This window comes from Paenibacillus agilis, from assembly GCF_007786455.1.
GTDB classification, from domain to species: domain Bacteria; phylum Bacillota; class Bacilli; order Paenibacillales; family Paenibacillaceae; genus Paenibacillus_B; species Paenibacillus_B agilis.
The window spans coordinates 2,026,964-2,047,196 of record NZ_VNJK01000001.1 but is presented as its reverse complement, the minus strand read 5'-3'; the positions used below and the strand labels follow the sequence as shown (position 1 = coordinate 2,047,196).

Here is a 20,233-nt window from a genome sequence, read left to right as displayed (position 1 = left end):
CCATACCTCGTTCTATCTCTACTAGCAGCCGCAGCAAAGATCCTTTACCTTATTAAGCTTGTTCTTCAATTCCTTCTCCAAATTTGCAATCTGCTGAACGGCTGACTTGGCACTCTGATTAATCGCCAGCAGTTCGGTAACCGTAATGCGACCAGCGCGAAACGAATTGACAGCAGCTTGAATCTTTTCACCCTCTATATAAAGAACCGTTGCTAGTTCTTTTTCTTCTTGAGCGATGGAATGAATGATCAGGTCACGTGACCATTCACATGCCGTGCGTCCTGCAGGCACATTGACTTCTACTTCGTTACTGATCACATCCACATATCCAACCGAAGATTCCGAACCCATATAGGCTTTATTTTTAATTACGCCGCTTGGATGAGGTTTGATCACTTCAACTTGAAACGTAAGAACGATTGGACCTTCGATAGAAAGCTGATCAAGTGTAATCACCTTTGTAGGATCTTCACCAGGCTTGGATTCACCGTCGATAGTTACACTATTAGGAACAAATGCAACCTCATCGGATAAGAAGTCTTTAAATTTGCAATTCGTCACTTCTATGGGACTATCGTTGGAAAGTGTAAACGTATAGGTGAGAATATCGCCAACTACGGCGTCCGTCTTATCGACTTCTTTCAAAATACTTACATTTGGTCTATCAGACATTTGCTTTCACCCTTTCAACACGGCATTCAAACTAGATTCGTAACATAAATTCATTCCATAATGCTCCGTTCATCTACTTTTATCCTGCATATGCCTTGCTTCGCTTCACTTGCAACCTTTGCACAAATCCTGAATCGCTGCTCGCTTGTTAAGCAGTTCTTGCGACAGTGCCACAAAGGCTGCATCCGCTCTATTTTTACTATTAACAATGAATTGCTGCTCCGCATTTGTGATTTTCCCGTCGTACAAAGCTTGATTCGCTGCACGTATTTTTTCTACTTCGACGTTCGACAACTCTTGAAGAGCCTTTTCTTGCTGGACAATAGAAAATTCCACAGTTGCTTGGCTTTTCTCACAGTTTGTAGGAGGGCGTACGATTACCTTCGTTCTCGTCTCATTACTGGCAGCTTCTGCTTTGGAAACTGGAGATCCAGTCGCACTTTCGTATTCGTACTTTAGCGATGCTTTATTTTTCACGATTTCATCTGATGGGATATTGACAACTTTCGCTTGAAAAGTCACTTCCGTCACTTGCTCTGTCCCTACCGTTCCTAGCTGGATTCCGCTTGTGACATGCGCACTAGGTTGAGGCACACCATCTACAACAACACTTCCCGGTACAAACTTTAATTGTTTAGGTAACAGATCTTTCAAAATAGCGTTCTGTGCATCCGCTGTTCCTGTATTCGTGATAAGGACGGTAAAAGTAAGTACATCCTTCACTTTCGCCTCTGTTTTATTCACCGTTTTCGTAAGTTCTATAATTGGACTATCGAGCGCTAAGGTAAGTGCTTTCGTGCTCGCGCTTACAGCGGCTTTCTTTTTAGCCATCGATTCTCATCCTTCCATCAATGAATCAGGTTCAACCCTATCCAACGGTTTCTCCCCAAAGATTAGGAACAGTAATTGCAAACGACTTTCGTAGCCGCCAATTTTTCCTTAAGTTCGCTTTCCAACGAAATGATGCTATCGAGCATATCAGCCACACTATCATTTATAGCAGCGAGATCCTGAACCTCGATGTTGTTATTTCCAAATGCACGCGCTGCCGCTTCAATCTTCTCCGCTTCTGCTCGCAGTATTCGAGCAATGCTATGTTCGGCTTCAGCGATCGTACGAATAATTTGATTTTTTCCTTCTTCACACGTAGGCGGCTCAATAATTTCCACACCAGGCTTGTTACTTACGCTCGTCGCTGTCGATATTGGCAAGTCTGGTCTGCTTTGAAAATCAAAAGTCATCGAAGCCTGGTTATGCACCACCTTATCATCAGGTTCTTTCGTAATCTTTGCCTGATAGGTAATGATAACCGTCTCTCCAACAGCCAACGTGCCGATGTTTACACCATTCGCAATATCTTGATCTGGGGATGCCACCCCTCTGATTCGCAAACTATCCACTACATATTCAAGTTCAGGATCAAGATGATCCTTAAAAATCACATTGGTCGCATCGACATAGCCATCATTTTTGACCTCTAGCGTGTAAGTGACAATCTCACCTACTACGGCTTGCTTTTTATCCGAAGATTTATTCATTTTGACAATTGGACTATTGGCATCAATCTGTACGCCATATCCGCTCACCAAGTAAGTATCCTGCCTCGTCGCTATCCGAGCGATCGCTTCGGTTTGACCATGGAACAATGTATGAGTTACGTCTACATTCGTAATATCCCACCCTGATCGTACGCCGAATCCATCTGCACCTACAGGCTTATTAAGTCCTCCAGCCGTTCCGCTCGTATCCAAATAACCTTGATCGTCATTAATTTGCGAGGCAAAGAAATTATCCGCCGGATTGTTAGGCCCTGAAATAATCGATAACGAGGAACGGTTCGGACCGAATTCGAAATGATCACCTGGAAGATTCGCATTCCCTTCCATCGCCGTAATCATGACACGTCCTTTAATGTCGCCGCCTTCAGGCGTCTTAAAGTTGTAAATCAATTCATCTACGGGAGGATTGAACATCGTAATGAGCTGAGAGCCAACATAAATGTTCATATTTCGAATTTTTAGCACCGGATGCTTATACGCGACAGCCAGTGTCCATCCAGCCGTATTCGTCGAAGCTAAAAACGTACAGTCTCTAATCGATCCAGGAACACCGCCTACAATATAGGTTCCAGCTCCACCACTTCTTACATAATCCGTCACATTCGCCGAGCGGACATAAAACACTTGGCCATTTGCCGGTTCCTCACGAGCTGTATAACCATCTGGCGCGATCGTGACCGTTGTACTTGGTGTCCTAAACCAAATCGACGTATTAATAGCTCCGCCAATATTCGTAGAGTCATCTTTCGTCGATCCGCCCCAGATTAACTCGGCATACAAGATCTCACTACCCGCTAGAAATCGCAGCTCAGCCGCAGATGAGTTCTCTGACCAGTTAAGCGTACTTCCTGCTGGATAGCCCGACACTTGTTTGGAGGTGTCTGTTGATAGAAATGCCCCGATATCTGTACTTCCATCTGCAAAGCCTAATGTATTTCCAGTGAACGTTATTGCACCGTTGGTTGTTTGGGTAAAACGATGAATAAATGGCATCTTGCTCCTCCCTTTTCCTTTGAATCTCGCTCGTCACCTATCCGTTCACGCAAAGAAAGATTGTGCATTTCTTCACGATATAGACCGTTCTAAATAAATCTTAGCAGCATACGTTCTTCGCGATCTCAAGTTTTTCTTTTAACACTTTTTCTAGCAGCGCTGCCTTTTGGACGACTTTTTCCACACTTAAATTAATAGAAGCAAGTTCTTGAGCAGAAATTCGACCCGCTTCAAATGCTTCGATTGCTTTTTGAATTTTTACACGCTCTGCTTGTAATACTTTCGCTAGAGCCAACTCTTGCTGGACTACGGATTCAAAGATTTGATTTTGAGCTTTTTGACAGTCCGTCTCCAGCCATGCGGTTATTGTATTACTAGCCGCAGTGTCTTGACGCACGTCACTTCCCGGCTTCAATTGATATTGATAGTCCGCTTCTGCTTTGTTATCCACTTGTTCTGGCAACGGGCTTTGTACCGCTACTTGGAACGTAATCAATGCGGATTGATCAGGAAGCAACGTGCCGAGCGGAACCCCTGTCGTTAGATCTCCCGATATTGGTATGCCGTTGACTGTTAAGCTGCCAGGCACAAGCGCTGTTCCTGTTGGAATCGCATCTTTAATCGAAACGGCGTCCACTGGGGTATCACCGTTATTTGTAATGTCGAGCGTATACGTAATGACGTCACCCGTTTTGTCGTACACTGATCGATCTTCACTTTTTACAACATCCACTTGGACATGCTTGATGCTCGTATCTGCAGCATTGGAACTGCTGGAACCTGAAGTAAGCGGCAAACCTGCTGCACTTTGATACTCATAATCAAGCGTTCCAATATTGCTGACCTTTCCACTCGGAGGAACAGCGGTCACTTTCACTTTAAACACGATTTCAACAGGCCCTTCGATGCTGACCGAACCGATATCGACCCCTACAGTCGGGTCTTCTCCCGGTCTTGCTTGTCCGTCTACCAACACACTATTCAGTACAAATTGCAGCTCATCCGGGAGTATATCTTTGAAAATAGCATTTTGCGCTTCTGCCAGTCCGCTATTTTCGACAAGAATCGTGTATGTCAGCTCATCTCCGACAAGCGCTATATCTTGATCTACCTGTTTATCTATTTTAATATCAGGGCTATTTACATCGATTTGAATGCCTAAGGCGGAGAGGACGAAACCATCCATATCGGTTTTGAAGCGTGCAGTTGCTGAAGTTTGTGAAATATCTATGGCGTTGGAAATGTCTACGTTCGTAATATCCCAACCATATCGTTGAGAAGTTTGTTTTTGACCCGGAGTCACGTTATTTGTGCCCTGTGTACCGCTCGTATCTAAATTTCCGCTATCATCATTAATTTGTGAAGCGAAAAAGTTATCTATAGGATTATTCGGGCCCGATATCGCTTGCAAATTGCTTGGAGACGGACCGAACAAAAATTGATCCTTTGTGATGAAGCTATCGCCTTCTATCGCAGACAATAGAGCTCTTGCTTGAAACGGCTTGGATTCAGGTGTGCCGAAACCCGTAATCGTCTGATCCACTACATTTCCTCGTTCCACATTGGCCGTTCCTACATATAAGTTCATATTGCGCGGTGGCAGCGAGTCATTTTTATATATAACAGCAAGAGTCCAGCCTGCTGCATTGCTTTTGCTCGGACGGACAATAGTTGCCGGCACTCCATTAACGGTATAGAGCCCTGCTCCGCTTGATTTGACGATTGAGGTTACATTAGCCGAACGAATGTAAAACGTATGTTTTTCATGTACAACCGTCTGGGCTGTTGTGGAATCGGGTGAAATGTTTTGCGCGGAGCCATTAGAGTCAATGAAAGCAATCGGAGTATCCAATTCAGCGGATACATCTGAGGTATTAAACTTGGCAGTTCCTCCCCAAATTAATTCGGCATACAGCACTTCGCTGGCTGATGGAATTCGTAATTGAGCCTGTGAAGCATTCAATTTCCAATCTTTCGTACTACCAGGTGGATAACCTGCTTCTTGCAGAGCGGGATCCAACGTAATGAACGCTCCAATGTCGTTGTAACTAGGATTAATCGCCCCGAATCCTAAAGTGTTCCCAGTAAACGTCATCGCTCCATTGGTAGTTGTCGTATAACGGTGCAGTATTGGCATTCTCTTCGTCCTTTCTTTCCCAAGTAAAGGCTTGATTAGTTAAAATTGTGTCCATCTAAACTCGTTTCTGTGGGATGGACTGTAAAGCATATTAGCTCGATCTGAAAAAGATAACCTGATAATTTTGGGAAAATAAGGGGTTACCGTACATCAAATTTTGAAAACGAATACAAAAAAAGAGCCTAGGATATTCCCTACGCCGACGTAATATTCATGTTATTTTCAGCAGTAATTTATATAAAATTTGTATTTAAAATATAAAAGGATTATATATGAATATACTCACATCTAGTATAATAGATGGATGAATTTAGTAGGAGGAATGAAAAATGCTCAAGAAAATAGCGACCCTTTCTGCTGCCATGATGCTGTTTGCAGGTACAGGAAGTGCATTCGCATATAACGCTCAACTAAAGCCATACTCCGATGTGAAGAAGGATTGGGCATCGGATAGTATTTATAAGCTGTCCGTAACCGGTGTTGTCTCAGGTATGGGCAATGGTACCTTTCAAGGAAATAGCGTTCTAACGAGAGAGGCTTTTATCAAAATGATGATGGCCGCTAATCCAGAACAGCAAGCGTCAACAACAACTACGTCGATGAAAATAACAGATATGCAGGATCCTAGTCACTGGTCCTATAATTATGTGAAACGTGCTTATGACCAAGGTCTTATCCAGTTCATGATTAAAGATAATCAATTCAAACCTAAAAGTGAGATTACGAGAGAAGAAGTCGCAGTACTGACAGGCAACTTGCTGCTGCAAAAAAAGACCGAAGCAGAGCGTACAGCATGGAAAGAGACTGGCTGGAAGGACGAAAAAAGCAATCGCAAGCTTACAGATGCGAACAAAATTAACCCAAACTATTTGCCAGAACTATACTACAGTTCATCCCTAGGTATTATGGTTGGTGACGAAACAGGCGCATTCCGACCCAATGCATCGTTAACAAGAAAAGAAGCAGCTTCTATTATAGAACGTGTCATTAACGAGCGAATCCAAGCTCAACCTCTATCAGGCATTGGCTATTATGCGATTAAATCTTTCAAGCAAGCCAATCAAATGAGCCATTTAAATGATGTGAAATTTGGTTGGTCGGAGCTGGCTTATACAGCGAATGGCACGGCTTCACTGGATATGAAAAATGGTGAATATGCAGTCCCAAGCGGATGGGAGGCTGCAATTCAAATTGCAGAGCAGAACAACGTACAGAAAGAGCTTAGTATTTTCGCTCATAACGGAAAAGCACAATTAAGCAAGTTCCTTGCGGATGTGCCTGCACAGCAAGCCTTTATTCAATCTGTTCAATCAGAAATGGCGAATAATCCGTATGGATTTACGGGTATCTCTGTTGACTTCGAGGGGATTAAGAAAGAATCGGAACAAGCTGCTTTCGTATCCTTTTTACGAGAGTTGAAGCAAAGCTTGAACGGGCTTACGCTTTCCGTAGCTGTTCCACCAACAAACTGGTATAAAGGTTATGATATCAAATCAATCGGTGAGATTGCTGATCAAGTTATTTTAATGGCTTACGATTACACGCATATGGAGAGCAAGCTTCCTTCTGCTCCACTACCATTGGTCAATGAAACGATACAATCGGCATTACAAGTGATTCCGAAAGAAAAGCTTGTATTAGGCATTTCAAAGCAAGCGAATCAATGGATTACACGAACAGATGGAACGGTCGTTTCGGAACAACCATCGATCAAGCTAGTTGAGGAGCGGGCGGCTAAACCGGGCAGTAAAGTGGAATTTGTGACACCGTACTTTTTAAGCAAAATAACGTTCAAAGATGACCGCGGAAGCCATGAAATATGGTATGAGGATGCGCGAAGCATCGAGCATAAAATATGGTTGGCGAAATTTTACGGCTTACAAGGTGTCTCCTTGTGGCATATGGGTAACTACACCACAGCCGATTATGAGGTAATAAAGAAACATACGAACAAACGATAAATAACTCAGTCCATACTCAAAACAATCAACAAAACGTTTTGCTATTATTGTTTATTATGAATGTTAGCCACTCATTTGAGTGGCTTTTTTACGGCGATATACGTAAACTTGCCGAATTCAATCCTTCTTACTCTTTCTTCACTGTATAATCAAGTCGGTACCAAGTCACCTTCCTTCCCTTCCTGTTCATCGCTTGGGTGAATGGCGAACAACGCAATGCCGCAGCATAGAAGCCCCATACCTGTGAAAATATAAAACACCAATCTATCGTTATCCAAAAAAAATGAAGTGATTAACGGACCCGCCGCAACGCCGATAAAGCGCATACTGCTGTACAACGAAGTTATTGTCCCTCGCTGCTTTTTATCAATGCCTTCTGTAATTAAGGCATCCAAACTCGGCAGAATAAGACCAATCCCTAAACCTCCGATAGATAAAAGAATAAGGTTCGTTATTAGCCTCGTCGTATCCAGAAACAAAAACATAGACATACTTCCTGTCAATATCACAGCCCCCGTAAAGTTAAACCACTTCATTTTACATTTGTTCGTTCCGATCAACTTTCCAGTAAAATACGATGCAATACATATAGCACTTAACGGAATAGCGAGTAATGCGCCTTTTTTAATGCCGTCGATCCCGTGCTTCTCCTCCAGCATCGTGGACATATGATACAAAAATCCAAACATGATATACATCGCAATTCCGCCGATAGCGAAGATGGCATACAACCAGCGTCCATCTTTGTATAAAATATTACCCACATCATGCAAGAACGCTTTGAACGTCATCTTCTGCTGTTCATCATTTTTCTTAGGCACTTTAACAAAAATCGCAATGGCAGCGATCGAGATGACACAGAAGACTGGGATAATAGCAAGTGGGAGATACCAGACCACTAATGTGAGCGCAGAACCTAAAATGGGGCTTACTACCTTTCCAAATGTGTTGGATGTCTCAATCATACCGAGTGAACTGCTTACCTGTTCATCACTTGTAAACATATCCCCGACTAAAGGAAGTACGATTGGAAATGCCCCTGCTGCCCCTATTCCCTGAATAAAGCGGCCGATAAGAATGCCGATATAAGCTGCATAGTGATCCAACTGCCATGCGGACCACCCAGATACAACCCCTCCTATCGCCGCTATAGATAAGCCAATGATGATAATAAGCTTTCGGCCAAAGCGATCCGACAAGTAGCCAGCGATCGGTATACATACGATGGATACGGCTGCATATACGGTTATGATCAAACTGGCCTTGACAGAGGAAATGCCTAATTTCTTTTGCATCAATGGCAGCACGGGGATAAGCATCGAGTTGGCCAATGTCATTATTAGCGGTATCGAAGCTAATGCAACTAAATCTCGTTTCTTTTGATCATGCATTGATGCATCCTCTTTCTTAAGCCAATGATAATTACTTCACACCCAGATAAGATTTCCATCGGATCATGATTTCATTCCCTTATTTCCTCTCTTCAATTTGTAAGCCTAACGATTTATGTTATAATTAAAAAACCGACTAGTTGGTCGGGAATGGAGGGGTTCTATTGATAAAAAAAGCAGATTTGTTAGATGCCGCTCTTCGAATTATTGATAAAGAAGGTATCAACAAATTTACACTAGACGCAATAGCGCTTGAAGCCGGAATTAGTAAGGGTGGGCTCATACACCACTTTAGCAACAAAGAAGAATTGATCAGGGCACTAAATGAGCAAAGCGTTGTTCGCTTTAAAAAGTTATTGCTTGATGAATTTGAACTTACTAATAATTACGCTCAATCTTATGCGGCAGCCACATTTAAACAATGGGACAATTCCAATCCTGTACGTGCAGATTTAAGTATGTTAGCCGCATTAACTAACAAAAAAGAATTGTTGCATTTATGGGAATCCGAATACCAAACGTTAAGGCAAAAATTGAATGAAGAGTCGATCTCAGTTGAGAATGGTTTAGTAATAAGGCTTTTATGCGATGGGCTTATTTTCTCCAAAATGTTTAATATAGATCCATTGACTAATGAGGAAACAGATAGTGTGCTGCAGTATATTTCGAGGTTAGTACAGGACAAGCCCTAATTGCTTAAACAGCGATTAACATACCAAATGCGAATTATAAAATAGCAACTTTATTCTGTATAATTTCGGCTATTCGTAGGAGGTTCTTATGAACGAAAAGAATGTAAATGTACAGGAATATTTCCTTAATCAGTGTAGGAAGCGTGAAATACCATTAAAGATTCTATTGAAAAATGGTGTTCCCGTGTCAGGCGTTTTGCTATACTTTGATAAATTCACAATTTTGATTCAGAATAATGGCAAGCAATCTTTACTCTTAAAAAATATAATCTCGACGATAATTCCTCTAGAAACGATTGATTTACCAATCGAATAAGAGCATTAAGAGCCCTATTCGTTAGGGCTCTTTTCTCTGTATCAGTAGCAGCAAATGAAATACTTTCGTTACAATGGCTTCACCATTCGCACAAAGGTGTAGTGCATAAGCTTATATTGATGCTGCTCTACATAGCCTAGCTGATTATATAGCCTTCTTGCTTTTTCATTGCTTGCATCTACCGTTAAGGAACATTTTAGATAGCCGTTATCTATGGCTAATTGCTCAGCAAGATCGAGCAGCTTCGTGCCGATCCCTTTGCCTCGGAATTTAGAATCCACACTTAGCGTAGTGATGTAATATTCGTCTGCTAATGCTTCTTTTGTTTTTAATAAGGGACCTGCATGCTTGAGCACATTTTTAATCGTCTTAAAGCCAAGGAATGACACGCTGTTTAGCGCTGCGCTTAAATTAAAGCGATCAAGTTTACTTCCTGCAGCAGTTGTTAGAATTCCTGCTACTTCCCCATCTATCTCCACGACATGCGTGTGTTCATGGCTGAATCTCGTATTTGGTTTTAAATACAGCTTTTCAATGAGTCGAGTGCTTTTCAATGAGTTGAACTGAAAAAGATTCCCCAACCAATCCATCGCATCGAACATTAATTTTGAAGCTTTTTTTGCGTCTTTCGGGTGTGATTTTCTGATTGTTACCATGGTCGTTTCCTCCTTAAATTCGGGACAGCTGCTGCTGTAATTTAATTTGCCGATAAAATAGCCTTTACTTTTCTAAATGTCATAATAAATTGTTCAATTTCTTCTTCGGACACGTCTGATAACAATGATTTAAAATAATTAAAGGATAGCTCATTAGCGAGCTTCGTTGCGACCAGTCCTTTATCTGTTATAACTACATGCTTGATTCGATGGTCGTCCTCTTTTTGCTCAAATCTAACGTAATCTTTTTGGATTAATTTTTTCAATCGGTTGGAAGTAGCGCTCTTGTGTCCCCCTTGAAGCTCGGTAATTTCGGTAGAGGTTAAAGGCCCTTTCGTAACTAAAAGCTCTAATAGTCTTACCTGTTCTAAAGATAACTCTTTAAAAATATCTAGTTTCAGCTCATTCATAATATGGTTGGTTCCATAAATCATGACTTCTTCAAATAGCTGAATCGCTTCATATAATTTTGTATTCATTAAAAGTATACCCCCTAAACAATTATTAGTTTAACCCATAAACTAATAGAAGTCAACTTCTAATCCTAGCTAGAACTTGTACATTCAAAATAGCTTGTTCGAGGTAAAATATGTACAAATAAACGCGAGGAGCTTCCCCGCGCAAACGTATTTCTTATTCAAGTGGTGGCCACTACACAGAGGGTGACCTATTGCGATTATAGGTATACTGATGTTGCTTTTTGCTTAAGCAGGCTCATGATTACACTAAACTTCTCATAGTTGGCGCCAAACGATTATGGAAGGGTTCTGACGAGGTAGATAGCCAATCGAGCAGACTGTGCATTTGCCAATGGTGTAGAGATCGTTCTTGCTACACCTGAAGTATTAATAAGCCTAACCGTAGTGCCGGCTGTAACACCTAGAATACCGCTATTCGACAAATGTTGATTGATTGTCGTTGCTATGTTCGAATCAATGTTAGGTGCTAATCCATTTACGGATACCCCAAAAGAAGACGCACCAACATTTCCGGGATCTAATGAAATATCATATGAAATAAAATATAATCCTGTAGTGGGAACAGTAAGTGTATCTGTTCCGTTAAATGTAACTCCGATGATTTGAGTATACGTACTTAAATTAACTGCTCCATTGTTTGGAATAACCTGTGTCGTATTCGATGATATGTCCGCAACTGCAATTGGAGGATTAGGACCTGTTGGACCCGTGGGACCAACCAATCCTTGTATCCCTTGACTTCCCGTTGCCCCCGTAGGTCCGACTGGGCCTTGAAGTCCCTGTAGTCCCGTATCACCTGTTGGCCCAATTAGACCCGGAATCCCTTGCAGGCCCATGGCTCCGGTTGGACCAATCAGTCCCTGTGTGCCTTGCGCACCTTGAATACCTTGAGTACCTGTTGCTCCCGTTGGGCCGGTTATACCCGTCGCTCCACGAGCTCCCGGCTGTGCTTCAATTGCAGCGATGGATTGACTCAAAGCGGTAATGGCGATCTGCAGCGCATTAATAATGGCTTGGTTGGCACTTTGCAAGCTGAAAGCTAAGGCTAGCAGCAGATTTTGCAGATTCTGAATTTGCGCAGCAACGGCCTCTGTCGGGAATGGTGTTTGCACAATCAAGGATAATATCGTGTTTATTGTGGCATTTATTTCAACCTTCAACACAAAAGGTATTCTCACAGCTTCAATAAACCGAGCTAGTTCGTTGAGCTGATCTCTTAATTGTTGAATATTCTGTGCATTCGGATTGGCAAGCACCTGTATCGTAAACGTATTAATGTTTTGTATAAAGGAGATGAACGTAGCGGTTTGCAGAGGCGTAAGCACAAACGGTCGCTTAGGGCTACAAATAAATATTTTCTTACCGTTATGCTTATGGTGCTTGCTGCTAAGAGTGGAACCGTGACGAAACCCTTTTTTCACCAGCTTCTTAAGCGCCTTTACATTCGCCTGTTTATCTGAACGATGAGGAAGCTGCTTTTCTTCTTTTTTCTTGGACAAACGGAGCACCTCCTTTAACCTACTATATGATGCACTCGCCTGCCCGCTATATGTTTCTGCCTACTGAATACCAAATTAGGTTTCTGACCCATTACAAAATAGAATATAAATGAACGAGCCAATATAAAAGTTTGTTAGCTTGCATAGCTGATCTCATTCACATATACTGATATACATAAATTAATGGAACGATTGAGTACTCATTGATTATAGGACGGACTGCTTTATAACTTACTTGTAGTTTAAAAATGTAGAATCTGAGAAGGGAGAGTATCCAAATGAAGAAACGATCATTGCAATCTTTGTCTAAAGGCACAGGATACTCTACTGCTGTTTTCTTTGAATACGCTAATCACGGGATACGTATGTCCAAATTCGATAGCAGCGGCTTCTATCTTAAGTGTTAACGTCTTAGGATACAGTGGAACGAAACACCACAGGTCGCTACCTTGTGGTTATCTATTTTGACATGTACACCACAGGGTTCCTGTGGTGTTTTTTTATTATCCAAAAAGAGGAGAAATGTACAATGACACGATTAAACGGAGAAATGATTTATGTGAAACTGGTTGAGAAATCCGATGCTGAGTCCCTACTCGCACTTGAAGCGAACAACCGCCAGTTCTTTCAACAGTTTACAGGTGCAAGAGAGAAATCATTCTATACCCTTCAAGGGCAAGTAGAACGAATTAGAGAAGAGATGGAGTTAAAAGAAGCAGACCGCGGTTATTTATTTGTTATCTGCTTACAGCAATCGGACCAAATCATTGGTGAAGTCTTTTTAACGGAGGTTGTGCGTTATAATCTGCAAAGCTGCTGGATCGGCTATTTCCTTGATCAAGAACATAATGGGAAAGGATATACGACCGAAGCGGTCAAGCTCGTTGTAGACTTTGCCTTTAATCAGCTGGATCTCCATCGTATAGAGGCTGGTGTCATGCTGCATAACCAGGGTTCGATGAAAGTGTTGCTGAAGTCCGGCTTCCACAAAGAAGGCGTGGCTAAGAAAAATGTTAAAATAAACGGCCGTTGGGAAGACCATCAGACACTAGCTATCGTGAGGGAAGAACCTTCCGATAATGACATGGTCAAGATCAAACAAGTCCAACGGATTAATCCATCGACACTTACACCGCCTATCGGGCCGTACACTCATCTTACTGTTGTTCCCAATGGCGCTGATCTACTTGTGCTCTCTGGTCAAGTGGGTACTGATTTAGAAGGACATATTCCTTCGGATCTGAATCAGCAGCTCCAAAATACGCTCCAGAACATTTTGCGTATTTTGCAAAGCCAATCTGTAGCTGTTGAAAATATTTTTAAAGTGAATATTTGGGCAACTGAAGAAATGGATTGGGAGTTCTTCGGTGAAGCTTGGGCCAAATTCCACGGTGGTGCCACACCAGCTATGACGTTTTGTTATATTCCTGCCTTGGCAGTTGAATCGTTAAAGATCGAGATCGAAGTTTGGGCCGCTAAGTACTAATTAAGGATTCATTTTTCTTATAAAAAAAACTCCCCACATTTATATCGATAAAAATGTGGGGAGCACTTTAAATAATGGTGCAAAAACACTTCAATACTTCACATAATAAATCGAATTCCTGCCATACAAACGACCCCCACTATTACTGTGATCGCCATGCTTTTTGTATAAAGAGCGGTCAGTATCGTTGGAATCAGCGCTAGTATGACGTTCCAATCCATACTTATTAGCGAATCCGCTTCCTTGTTTATAAGGCTATCTGCCACAAGTGCTGTAAAAATACAAACCGGAATAAATGAAAGCCACTTTATAGCGACTGGTGGAAGCTGTATATTTCGCACAATAATAAATGGTAAAATCCGAGGAATCAAGGTTACAAGTGCACACCCTATAATAATCCAGAAAACCGTTATATTTACGCTCATTTGTCTTTCACCACCCCAATTGTCGCCCCAATCACAGTGGCTATAATAATCGCTATGTACGTTGGCATAAACATGGATAAACCGATCATGAGAGCTGTTACGATGATAATAAGAAATAGATAGAGCTTTAACTTTTTATGCTCAATGGTTTGGAATAACGACACAAGTAAAGCAACAAACATAGCCGTTAAGGAAAAGTCGAGACCGAATGCTTCTGGATTCGGAATCCATTTCCCCAACAAAGCACCCACCACACAAGATACAACCCAGACGCTGTACGCTGTTAGATTCAAACCATTCATCCACGTGTCATTAATCGTTTCTTTGCGCGCCAATTTATTTACAGCAACACCGAATGATTCGTCTGTCAGCAGCGACCCTATCCCAATGTTTTTAAGCAGCGAATAGGAAGTAAATTGCGGAGCCAATGTCATACTCAACAGGAAGTGTCGGATGTTCACAATAAACGTTGTAAAAATAATAACGGAAATCGGACTACCCGCCGCTAATAAGGCACAAATAATGAATTGTGCTGATCCTGCATAAACAAAAAGAGCTAGTAAGCCTACTTCTAGCACAGTTAGATTGGACGATGCTCCAACAATCCCCATGGCGATTGCGATGCTTATATAGCCAATTAAAGTAGGAACACAGTCTTTTACACCTTCCAAAAAACTCGGTCTAACCTCTTCTTTATAGATCGAATTCAATTGTACGTTCATTACCCCACCCATTCGTTCGTTATAATGAATATCTGTCTTATATAACATACTTTATTGTATGCTATAATAAAAACAAAAATGGGTCAAGGAGATTGTATGGAATTGATTCAAGCTGCAGTCGCACAAAATTTTTCGAGGATTAGAAAAAACCGTGGGTTAAGCTTAGATAAAGTAGCTGAGATGACTGGCGTTAGTAAAGCAATGTTAGCTCAAATCGAAAATGGAAAATCCAATCCAACGGTTACGACGTTATGGAAAATTGCAAATGGATTACAAGTATCTTTTTCTGCCTTCATCAAAGAAACGGATAAACCCAAAATAGAAAAAGTAAACATTCAGGATGTCAAATCAATCGTTGATGATGATGATCAATACAATGTTTATACGCTGTATCCTTTTCATCCTGAAAAGCGTTTTGAAGTTTTTATGGCTGAATTAAAACCTGGTATGGAGCATCGTTCAGAAGCACATATGGGAGAAGAATACCTTATGATTCAAGAAGGTCAACTTACGGTAGATATCGATGGAGAGCAAATGCATATCAATCGGAATGAATCATTGAAATTTGATGCGAATACACCTCATATTTATATCAATGATACAGAAGAGATTGTTCGATTCTATTCTATTATTGCTTATCCAGAATCTGAGTAAAAAAAGCACACCCCTATAAGAGATTCAGCGGTTTACGCCCAAAATCTCTATAGGGGTGTGCTACAATTTCGTTCATGGAGACCGCCAACCGGACTATTCCAATCGAACACGACTATTGTCTTGTATTGGCTCACTGCTCTCCAATATAATCCGATCTTCCTCGCTTATTTCATTGGAGCGAATCATCGTCTCAACATGACTCGTTTCCATATATTCAATGTCCACTTTTCTCGCTACAAACACATTTCCTAATGCGCCTCGCTGCTCTTCTACTTTGTATACGTATTTACCTTTACGATCTTGATGAATCGCCTTATCCAGTACGAGCATCCCTTTTTCATTGGATCGTTTCGTAAGCGTAACGGATACCTGCTCACCACCTTTGAGCGACGGATCTACTAGTTTAACGAAAATCGTTTTTTGAGGTATCGTTGATCGTCCTGTCGATCTATCAGACTCTGGATTAACACCCTCTTTTCGAGGTTCTGAATGTGCGATGCGGGTTATAGTACCCTTGATTAATCTTGTCGGCTGATCGCCCAGACTAGGAGATTCAACTTCAATTTGACTGTTAACGGTAAGCGCCAGACTCGATACTAACGCTGCATCAACCACCATTTCAAACTCATATCCAAGACGACTGTCAGTCATGATTACATCTGGCGCTCCGGATGAGGCCATACCTTCCACAACGTTTATTTTCGAAACAAGCCCATCGAAAGGAGCTACTATTGCCTTTTTATCAGCCACGTCCTTTCTCTTCTCTTGTATGTTCCGCTCTCGTATACCAATCGTAAGCTTATGCATGTCCATATCGCTTTCTGCCTTGCGGATGGCCATCACATCGTCTTCTCTAGCGATTCCTTTAAAATGTTCTTGCATATTTTTCAGCTCGATCTGCAGCTTCTCCAATTCGGCTTCATCATTTTTTACTTCCCGTTCCACAGATGAACTGTCATACGTAATAAGCGTTTGCCCTTTCTTTACACGGGCTCCTTCTTTCACTAGGATCGCTTCCACTTTCCACTCCCCAGAGCTTACAAGCTTCGTTTCACTAACAGGCCGCAGTACACCAACACTTTCAAACTTATGTTCAACCGCTCCCATACTGGGCTTTTCCGTTATGACTTTTGGCAATCTTATCGACTCAATCGTATTGCTGAATATCGTGAAAAACAGCAATATAACGATAAACAGCAGAAACGAAACTTGAATAAGTCGCTTTCGTTTACGGTCGCTGCCTTCTCTCTCTACCTGCACCCCTACTTGCAACATTTGTTCCTCCTAACTACAAAAACTACCCCTTGATGCCAGAAAGTTGAATCCCTTCGATGAAATACGATTCCGCATACAGAAAAAGAAGTACCATAGGCGTCATATATAGCATTGAAGCAGCAAAGGCAACGCCTCGCTCATCATTATTTATAGCAGACAAATAAACCGATAACGGCTGTTCAAATGGATCGTCTATAAAAATAAGTGGCTGCTCCACCATGTTCCAATAGTCGACAAACAGTAAAATAGCAAGTGCAGCAAGACCAGGCCTCACCATTGGAAAAATGATCGTGTGGAAAATTCGAATATGCCCAGCACCATCCATCTTGGCCGCCTCAATGTAGGCGTAAGGAATTTGCAGCATAAACTGACGCAGCATAAATACCCCAAAAGCAGCGAAAATACCTGGTAAAATGATAGCACTTGGACTATTCAACAACCCAAGCTGATCCGCCATAATGTAATTCGGTACGAGTGTAACTTGGAAGGGCATTAGCATCGTCAATACATAAACGATGAACAACACTTCTCGCCCTCGGAATCTCAACTTGGAGAAAGCGTAGGCAGCTAAAGCCGCAACAATCGTTTGCCCTACAATGATAGGCACGACTAAAAATACAGAATTCCAGAACAATTTCAGAAAAAACGGATTATCGACCAACACTTTTTCATACTGCTCCAACGAAACTTTATCAGGCAACAGCTTGAGATTCACAAATGGATTCTCTGCTCCGGGCTTTACTTCTGTCATTTGACCGATCAGTCCATAATTAATCTCAATCTCCAGCTCTGTCATCAACGAATTCGTGTATGTAATTACAATAGGAAACAACAAGATGATTGCTATGACGGTCATTACAACCGTTAGTGCCACACGTTGCAGCACATTTCTACTTCGCTTCAACTCTACTTCCCTCCCGCCCTTATTCCATCGACTTCTGGAAACGGCGTTCTATCGCGAATAACCCTAATACAATGATTAGAATGCAGCCAACCATCATTACAGCCGCCGCCATTAGCTTCTGAATATCGAGCGACATAAACATATTGTTCATAAAATGCTGCAGCATATAAATGCTGTCATGCGGATAATCGCCTGCAATCAGGTACGTTTCCCGAAACACTTTAAACGAGTTAATGATCGACATTAAGACAACGAACGATGTCATTGGAGTTAAATATACGAGCGTAATGCTGAAAAATTGCCGCAGCCGCCCTGCCCCTTCTACTTGTGCAGTCTCGTAATAGTCTTTTGGTATTTGCTGCAGACCAGCTAAGAACAAAATGATGTTATAACCAATGTTCTTCCATAAATAAACGATAATGACGACATTGCGAGCTGCGTCCGTCTTCATCCAATCTACGCGATCCACACCAAAGTAATCCAACCAAGCATTAAGCGAACCATTCCAGTCAAATAGCATTTGCCAGATGAGAATAATGGAAGCTACAGGAATCACTAATGGCAATACGTAGGCGGTTCTTAGCCAGTTGCGAAGGTATAGATGTTGATTGAGCAGCAAAGCGAGTCCTAACGACAGCACGAGCATAAGCGGAACACTAATAGCCGTGAAATAAAAAGTATTGGATGCTGCTTTACGGAAGGAGCCGCTGTCAAGCAGCTCCTTGTAATTATGTAGTCCAACGAATTGTCCGCTGACTGAATTGTCCATAAAAGAATAGAAAATACCCATTAGAAATGGAACCAGATAAAATAGGGTAAATCCAATTACACTTGGAGCTAGAAACAAGAGCGCCGCAGCGGCGTCCCTACGCGACCATTTTCTCAACATTATCTTCATGATTGTTCTTCCTCTTAGGAACGAATGACTGCTCGAAACGAATCTAAATCTAATTTCATGATTACGTTACTCGTTTAAGTACGTCGTGACTTTATTTTGAATAAGCTTTGCTACATTCTCGGCAGATTTTTGCCCGGCGAAAAAGGCGATTGCTTCGTCATACACAATGTTCGTTACTTTCGCATCCCATGGTGCATAGTTATTTGCTTCTTGGATGAGTTGCTTAAATTGAGCAAAAGCTTCATCTGGTACTGTGACTGATTTCCCATCCGGAAGCTTATAAGTGCCGTTCTTCATCTGCTCCTGAATCTCATTTAGCTTCTTGTCATTGAGTGACGTAAGCAGTGAAAACCCCTCTCTTTCTTGTAACGTTTGTACTTCTTCCGACAATAAGAAGGCAATAAACGTCCACGCCTCATCTTTGACTTTACTGCTGGACTTAATCCCAAGCTGATCCGAGAAAAAGATCCTGGGACCACCTGATTGACCTTCGGCATGCGGCTTATGCAGCAGCTTTGGGTTGTTAAATAACATATAGGGAGTGATAAATTCCTCTGGTGAAGGGATCCTCATTGAATAAAACAACTGCTTCCCAGGCTCTGCTGCTTCCGAAGTCATTACACCATTTTCGTACATCCTTTTAATTTCCTCCATCATCGTTATAAAGAAGGGCGAATCAAAATTTGCTTTCTGATTCGTACGATCTACGAGCTCCTTATAGTTATCAACTACCATTTCCTGTAAAATTAGTTCTTGTGGTTCGCCCGCTAATGCGTATCGCTTATCACCTTTGCCAGTCTGCTCAATCAGGTTCTTCGAAATGTCACCGAATTGCTGCCAGGTCCAGCTCTTATCATCAATATTCGCGCTTTTCAAAGCATCACCGTCACCTACAAATGTCCTTAGCGAGAACGAGTAAGGCATGGTATACAAGCCGCCATTGATTTTGCCAGCATCCAGTACATTCATTTGAAGGTCATTTTTGTTCAGTGGCTGGTCTTTTTCCATCAAATCACTCATATTTACTAGCAAATTTTTGTTTACGTACTTACCAATAGGCAGACTGCTCATTTCAATGACATCAGCACCTTTTCCAGCTAGCACCTCGGTATTCATTGTTTTTATGTACTGCCCATACTCTCCTGGCTCCCACTTTCCGCCCATTTGCTTATGAGCTTTAATTTCCAAGTCAATGTCAGGATACTTCGCTTCAAATTTCTTCTCGACCACTTGATAAAACGGATTCAATTCTTTAATAGAAAAAGTAACGATTGTCTTTCCCGCTGCCGATTTAGGCTTAGGCTTTAATTCTCCATCGAGACGGCATGCAGTCGTTAGCGCGAGCAGAACACAGCTCGCTATCACGCCTAGTTTCTTCTTTCTCATTTCATGGACACTCCTCGTTTTCATTTTAACAACAACAAAAAGCCCTACTTCTTCATCTCATTATCTTCATGCCTTTCATACAAAAAGGATAAAGATAACTTGTTAAGAAAAAGTAGGGTAAAAATAAA

General features: G+C 41.7%; 20 protein-coding genes. 6 read left to right on the top strand and 14 right to left on the bottom strand.

The annotated features are described in order from the left end of the window. Positions 1 to 21: 21 nt before the first annotated feature. The 4 genes from FPZ44_RS09275 to FPZ44_RS09260 form a co-directional block, all read right to left on the bottom strand. On the bottom strand, positions 22 to 672 hold the full coding sequence (locus tag FPZ44_RS09275) for a DUF11 domain-containing protein (RefSeq protein ID WP_144989509.1): 651 nt from the start codon (positions 670 to 672) through the stop codon (positions 22 to 24). A gap of 105 nt (positions 673 to 777) precedes the next feature. After that, positions 778 to 1,503, bottom strand: a complete 726-nt coding sequence (locus FPZ44_RS09270) for a DUF11 domain-containing protein (protein WP_144989507.1) — start codon at positions 1,501 to 1,503, stop codon at positions 778 to 780. A 62-nt stretch (positions 1,504 to 1,565) separates the two neighbouring features. Further along, the gene (locus FPZ44_RS09265) at positions 1,566 to 3,224 is read right to left on the bottom strand and encodes a DUF11 domain-containing protein (protein ID WP_144989505.1); all 1,659 of its coding nucleotides are present in this window, start codon (positions 3,222 to 3,224) and stop codon (positions 1,566 to 1,568) included. 100 nt (positions 3,225 to 3,324) lie between these two features. Next, on the bottom strand, positions 3,325 to 5,361 hold the full coding sequence (locus FPZ44_RS09260; RefSeq protein WP_144989503.1) for a DUF7507 domain-containing protein: 2,037 nt from the start codon (positions 5,359 to 5,361) through the stop codon (positions 3,325 to 3,327). Positions 5,362 to 5,690: 329 nt separating this feature from the next. On the opposite strand from FPZ44_RS09260, the gene FPZ44_RS09255 reads away from it, so the two are divergent. Next, entirely contained in the window at positions 5,691 to 7,322 is a 1,632-nt protein-coding gene (locus FPZ44_RS09255; protein ID WP_144989502.1) for a glycosyl hydrolase family 18 protein, read from the top strand. 149 nt (positions 7,323 to 7,471) lie between these two features. Here FPZ44_RS09255 and FPZ44_RS09250 read toward each other — a convergent pair whose 3' ends face one another. Then, the gene (locus tag FPZ44_RS09250) at positions 7,472 to 8,713 is read right to left on the bottom strand and encodes an MFS transporter (RefSeq protein WP_144989500.1); all 1,242 of its coding nucleotides are present in this window, start codon (positions 8,711 to 8,713) and stop codon (positions 7,472 to 7,474) included. Between the two features lie 164 nt (positions 8,714 to 8,877). Here FPZ44_RS09250 and FPZ44_RS09245 point away from each other — a divergent pair, with 164 nt between their 5' ends. Then, complete coding sequence (locus tag FPZ44_RS09245; RefSeq protein WP_186785977.1) at positions 8,878 to 9,405, top strand: TetR/AcrR family transcriptional regulator; 528 nt, start codon at positions 8,878 to 8,880, stop codon at positions 9,403 to 9,405. 88 nt (positions 9,406 to 9,493) lie between these two features. Beyond that, positions 9,494 to 9,721: an RNA chaperone Hfq gene (hfq, locus tag FPZ44_RS27095; protein ID WP_144989496.1), complete on the top strand. Its 228-nt coding sequence runs from the start codon at positions 9,494 to 9,496 to the stop codon at positions 9,719 to 9,721. A gap of 68 nt (positions 9,722 to 9,789) precedes the next feature. Here hfq and FPZ44_RS09235 read toward each other — a convergent pair whose 3' ends face one another. The 3 genes from FPZ44_RS09235 to FPZ44_RS26435 form a co-directional block, all read right to left on the bottom strand. Next, entirely contained in the window at positions 9,790 to 10,377 is a 588-nt protein-coding gene (locus tag FPZ44_RS09235) for a GNAT family N-acetyltransferase (protein ID WP_144989494.1), read from the bottom strand. A gap of 41 nt (positions 10,378 to 10,418) precedes the next feature. Next, complete coding sequence (locus FPZ44_RS09230) at positions 10,419 to 10,856, bottom strand: MarR family winged helix-turn-helix transcriptional regulator (RefSeq protein WP_144989492.1); 438 nt, start codon at positions 10,854 to 10,856, stop codon at positions 10,419 to 10,421. A 275-nt stretch (positions 10,857 to 11,131) separates the two neighbouring features. Further along, entirely contained in the window at positions 11,132 to 12,355 is a 1,224-nt protein-coding gene (locus FPZ44_RS26435) for a collagen-like repeat preface domain-containing protein (RefSeq protein ID WP_222429797.1), read from the bottom strand. A gap of 278 nt (positions 12,356 to 12,633) precedes the next feature. Between FPZ44_RS26435 and FPZ44_RS26815 the strand changes: the two genes are divergently transcribed. Next, positions 12,634 to 12,762, top strand: coding sequence for a hypothetical protein (locus tag FPZ44_RS26815; RefSeq protein WP_261378265.1), 129 nt, complete (start codon positions 12,634 to 12,636; stop codon positions 12,760 to 12,762). A gap of 122 nt (positions 12,763 to 12,884) precedes the next feature. Continuing rightward, positions 12,885 to 13,841, top strand: a complete 957-nt coding sequence (locus FPZ44_RS09220) for a GNAT family N-acetyltransferase (protein ID WP_144989488.1) — start codon at positions 12,885 to 12,887, stop codon at positions 13,839 to 13,841. Positions 13,842 to 13,939: 98 nt separating this feature from the next. On the opposite strand, the gene FPZ44_RS09215 is transcribed toward FPZ44_RS09220, so the two are convergent. Both FPZ44_RS09215 and FPZ44_RS09210 read right to left on the bottom strand, forming a co-directional pair. Then, positions 13,940 to 14,266 (bottom strand): AzlD domain-containing protein, encoded by a 327-nt coding sequence (locus FPZ44_RS09215; RefSeq protein ID WP_144989486.1) that lies wholly within the window; start codon positions 14,264 to 14,266, stop codon positions 13,940 to 13,942. Beyond that, positions 14,263 to 14,988 carry an AzlC family ABC transporter permease gene (locus FPZ44_RS09210; RefSeq protein WP_144989484.1) on the bottom strand — a complete coding sequence of 242 codons (726 nt, stop codon included), beginning with the start codon at positions 14,986 to 14,988 and terminating at the stop codon, positions 14,263 to 14,265. The genes FPZ44_RS09215 and FPZ44_RS09210 overlap by 4 nt, the downstream gene beginning before the upstream one ends. A 96-nt stretch (positions 14,989 to 15,084) precedes the next feature. Here FPZ44_RS09210 and FPZ44_RS09205 point away from each other — a divergent pair, with 96 nt between their 5' ends. Further along, the gene (locus tag FPZ44_RS09205; RefSeq protein ID WP_144989482.1) at positions 15,085 to 15,642 is read left to right on the top strand and encodes a helix-turn-helix domain-containing protein; all 558 of its coding nucleotides are present in this window, start codon (positions 15,085 to 15,087) and stop codon (positions 15,640 to 15,642) included. A gap of 93 nt (positions 15,643 to 15,735) precedes the next feature. Here the strand turns inward: FPZ44_RS09205 and FPZ44_RS09200 are convergent, their stop codons facing one another. The 4 genes from FPZ44_RS09200 to FPZ44_RS09185 all read right to left on the bottom strand — a co-directional run bounded on the left by FPZ44_RS09200 (position 15,736) and on the right by FPZ44_RS09185 (position 20,105). After that, positions 15,736 to 16,917: an efflux RND transporter periplasmic adaptor subunit gene (locus tag FPZ44_RS09200; protein ID WP_144989480.1), complete on the bottom strand. Its 1,182-nt coding sequence runs from the start codon at positions 16,915 to 16,917 to the stop codon at positions 15,736 to 15,738. 22 nt (positions 16,918 to 16,939) lie between these two features. Beyond that, positions 16,940 to 17,773, bottom strand: coding sequence for a carbohydrate ABC transporter permease (locus FPZ44_RS09195; RefSeq protein WP_144991766.1), 834 nt, complete (start codon positions 17,771 to 17,773; stop codon positions 16,940 to 16,942). Positions 17,774 to 17,840: 67 nt separating this feature from the next. Further along, on the bottom strand, positions 17,841 to 18,719 hold the full coding sequence (locus FPZ44_RS09190) for a carbohydrate ABC transporter permease (RefSeq protein WP_186785976.1): 879 nt from the start codon (positions 18,717 to 18,719) through the stop codon (positions 17,841 to 17,843). Positions 18,720 to 18,785: 66 nt separating this feature from the next. Continuing rightward, on the bottom strand, positions 18,786 to 20,105 hold the full coding sequence (locus tag FPZ44_RS09185) for an ABC transporter substrate-binding protein (protein ID WP_144989478.1): 1,320 nt from the start codon (positions 20,103 to 20,105) through the stop codon (positions 18,786 to 18,788). Positions 20,106 to 20,233 lie beyond the last annotated feature (128 nt).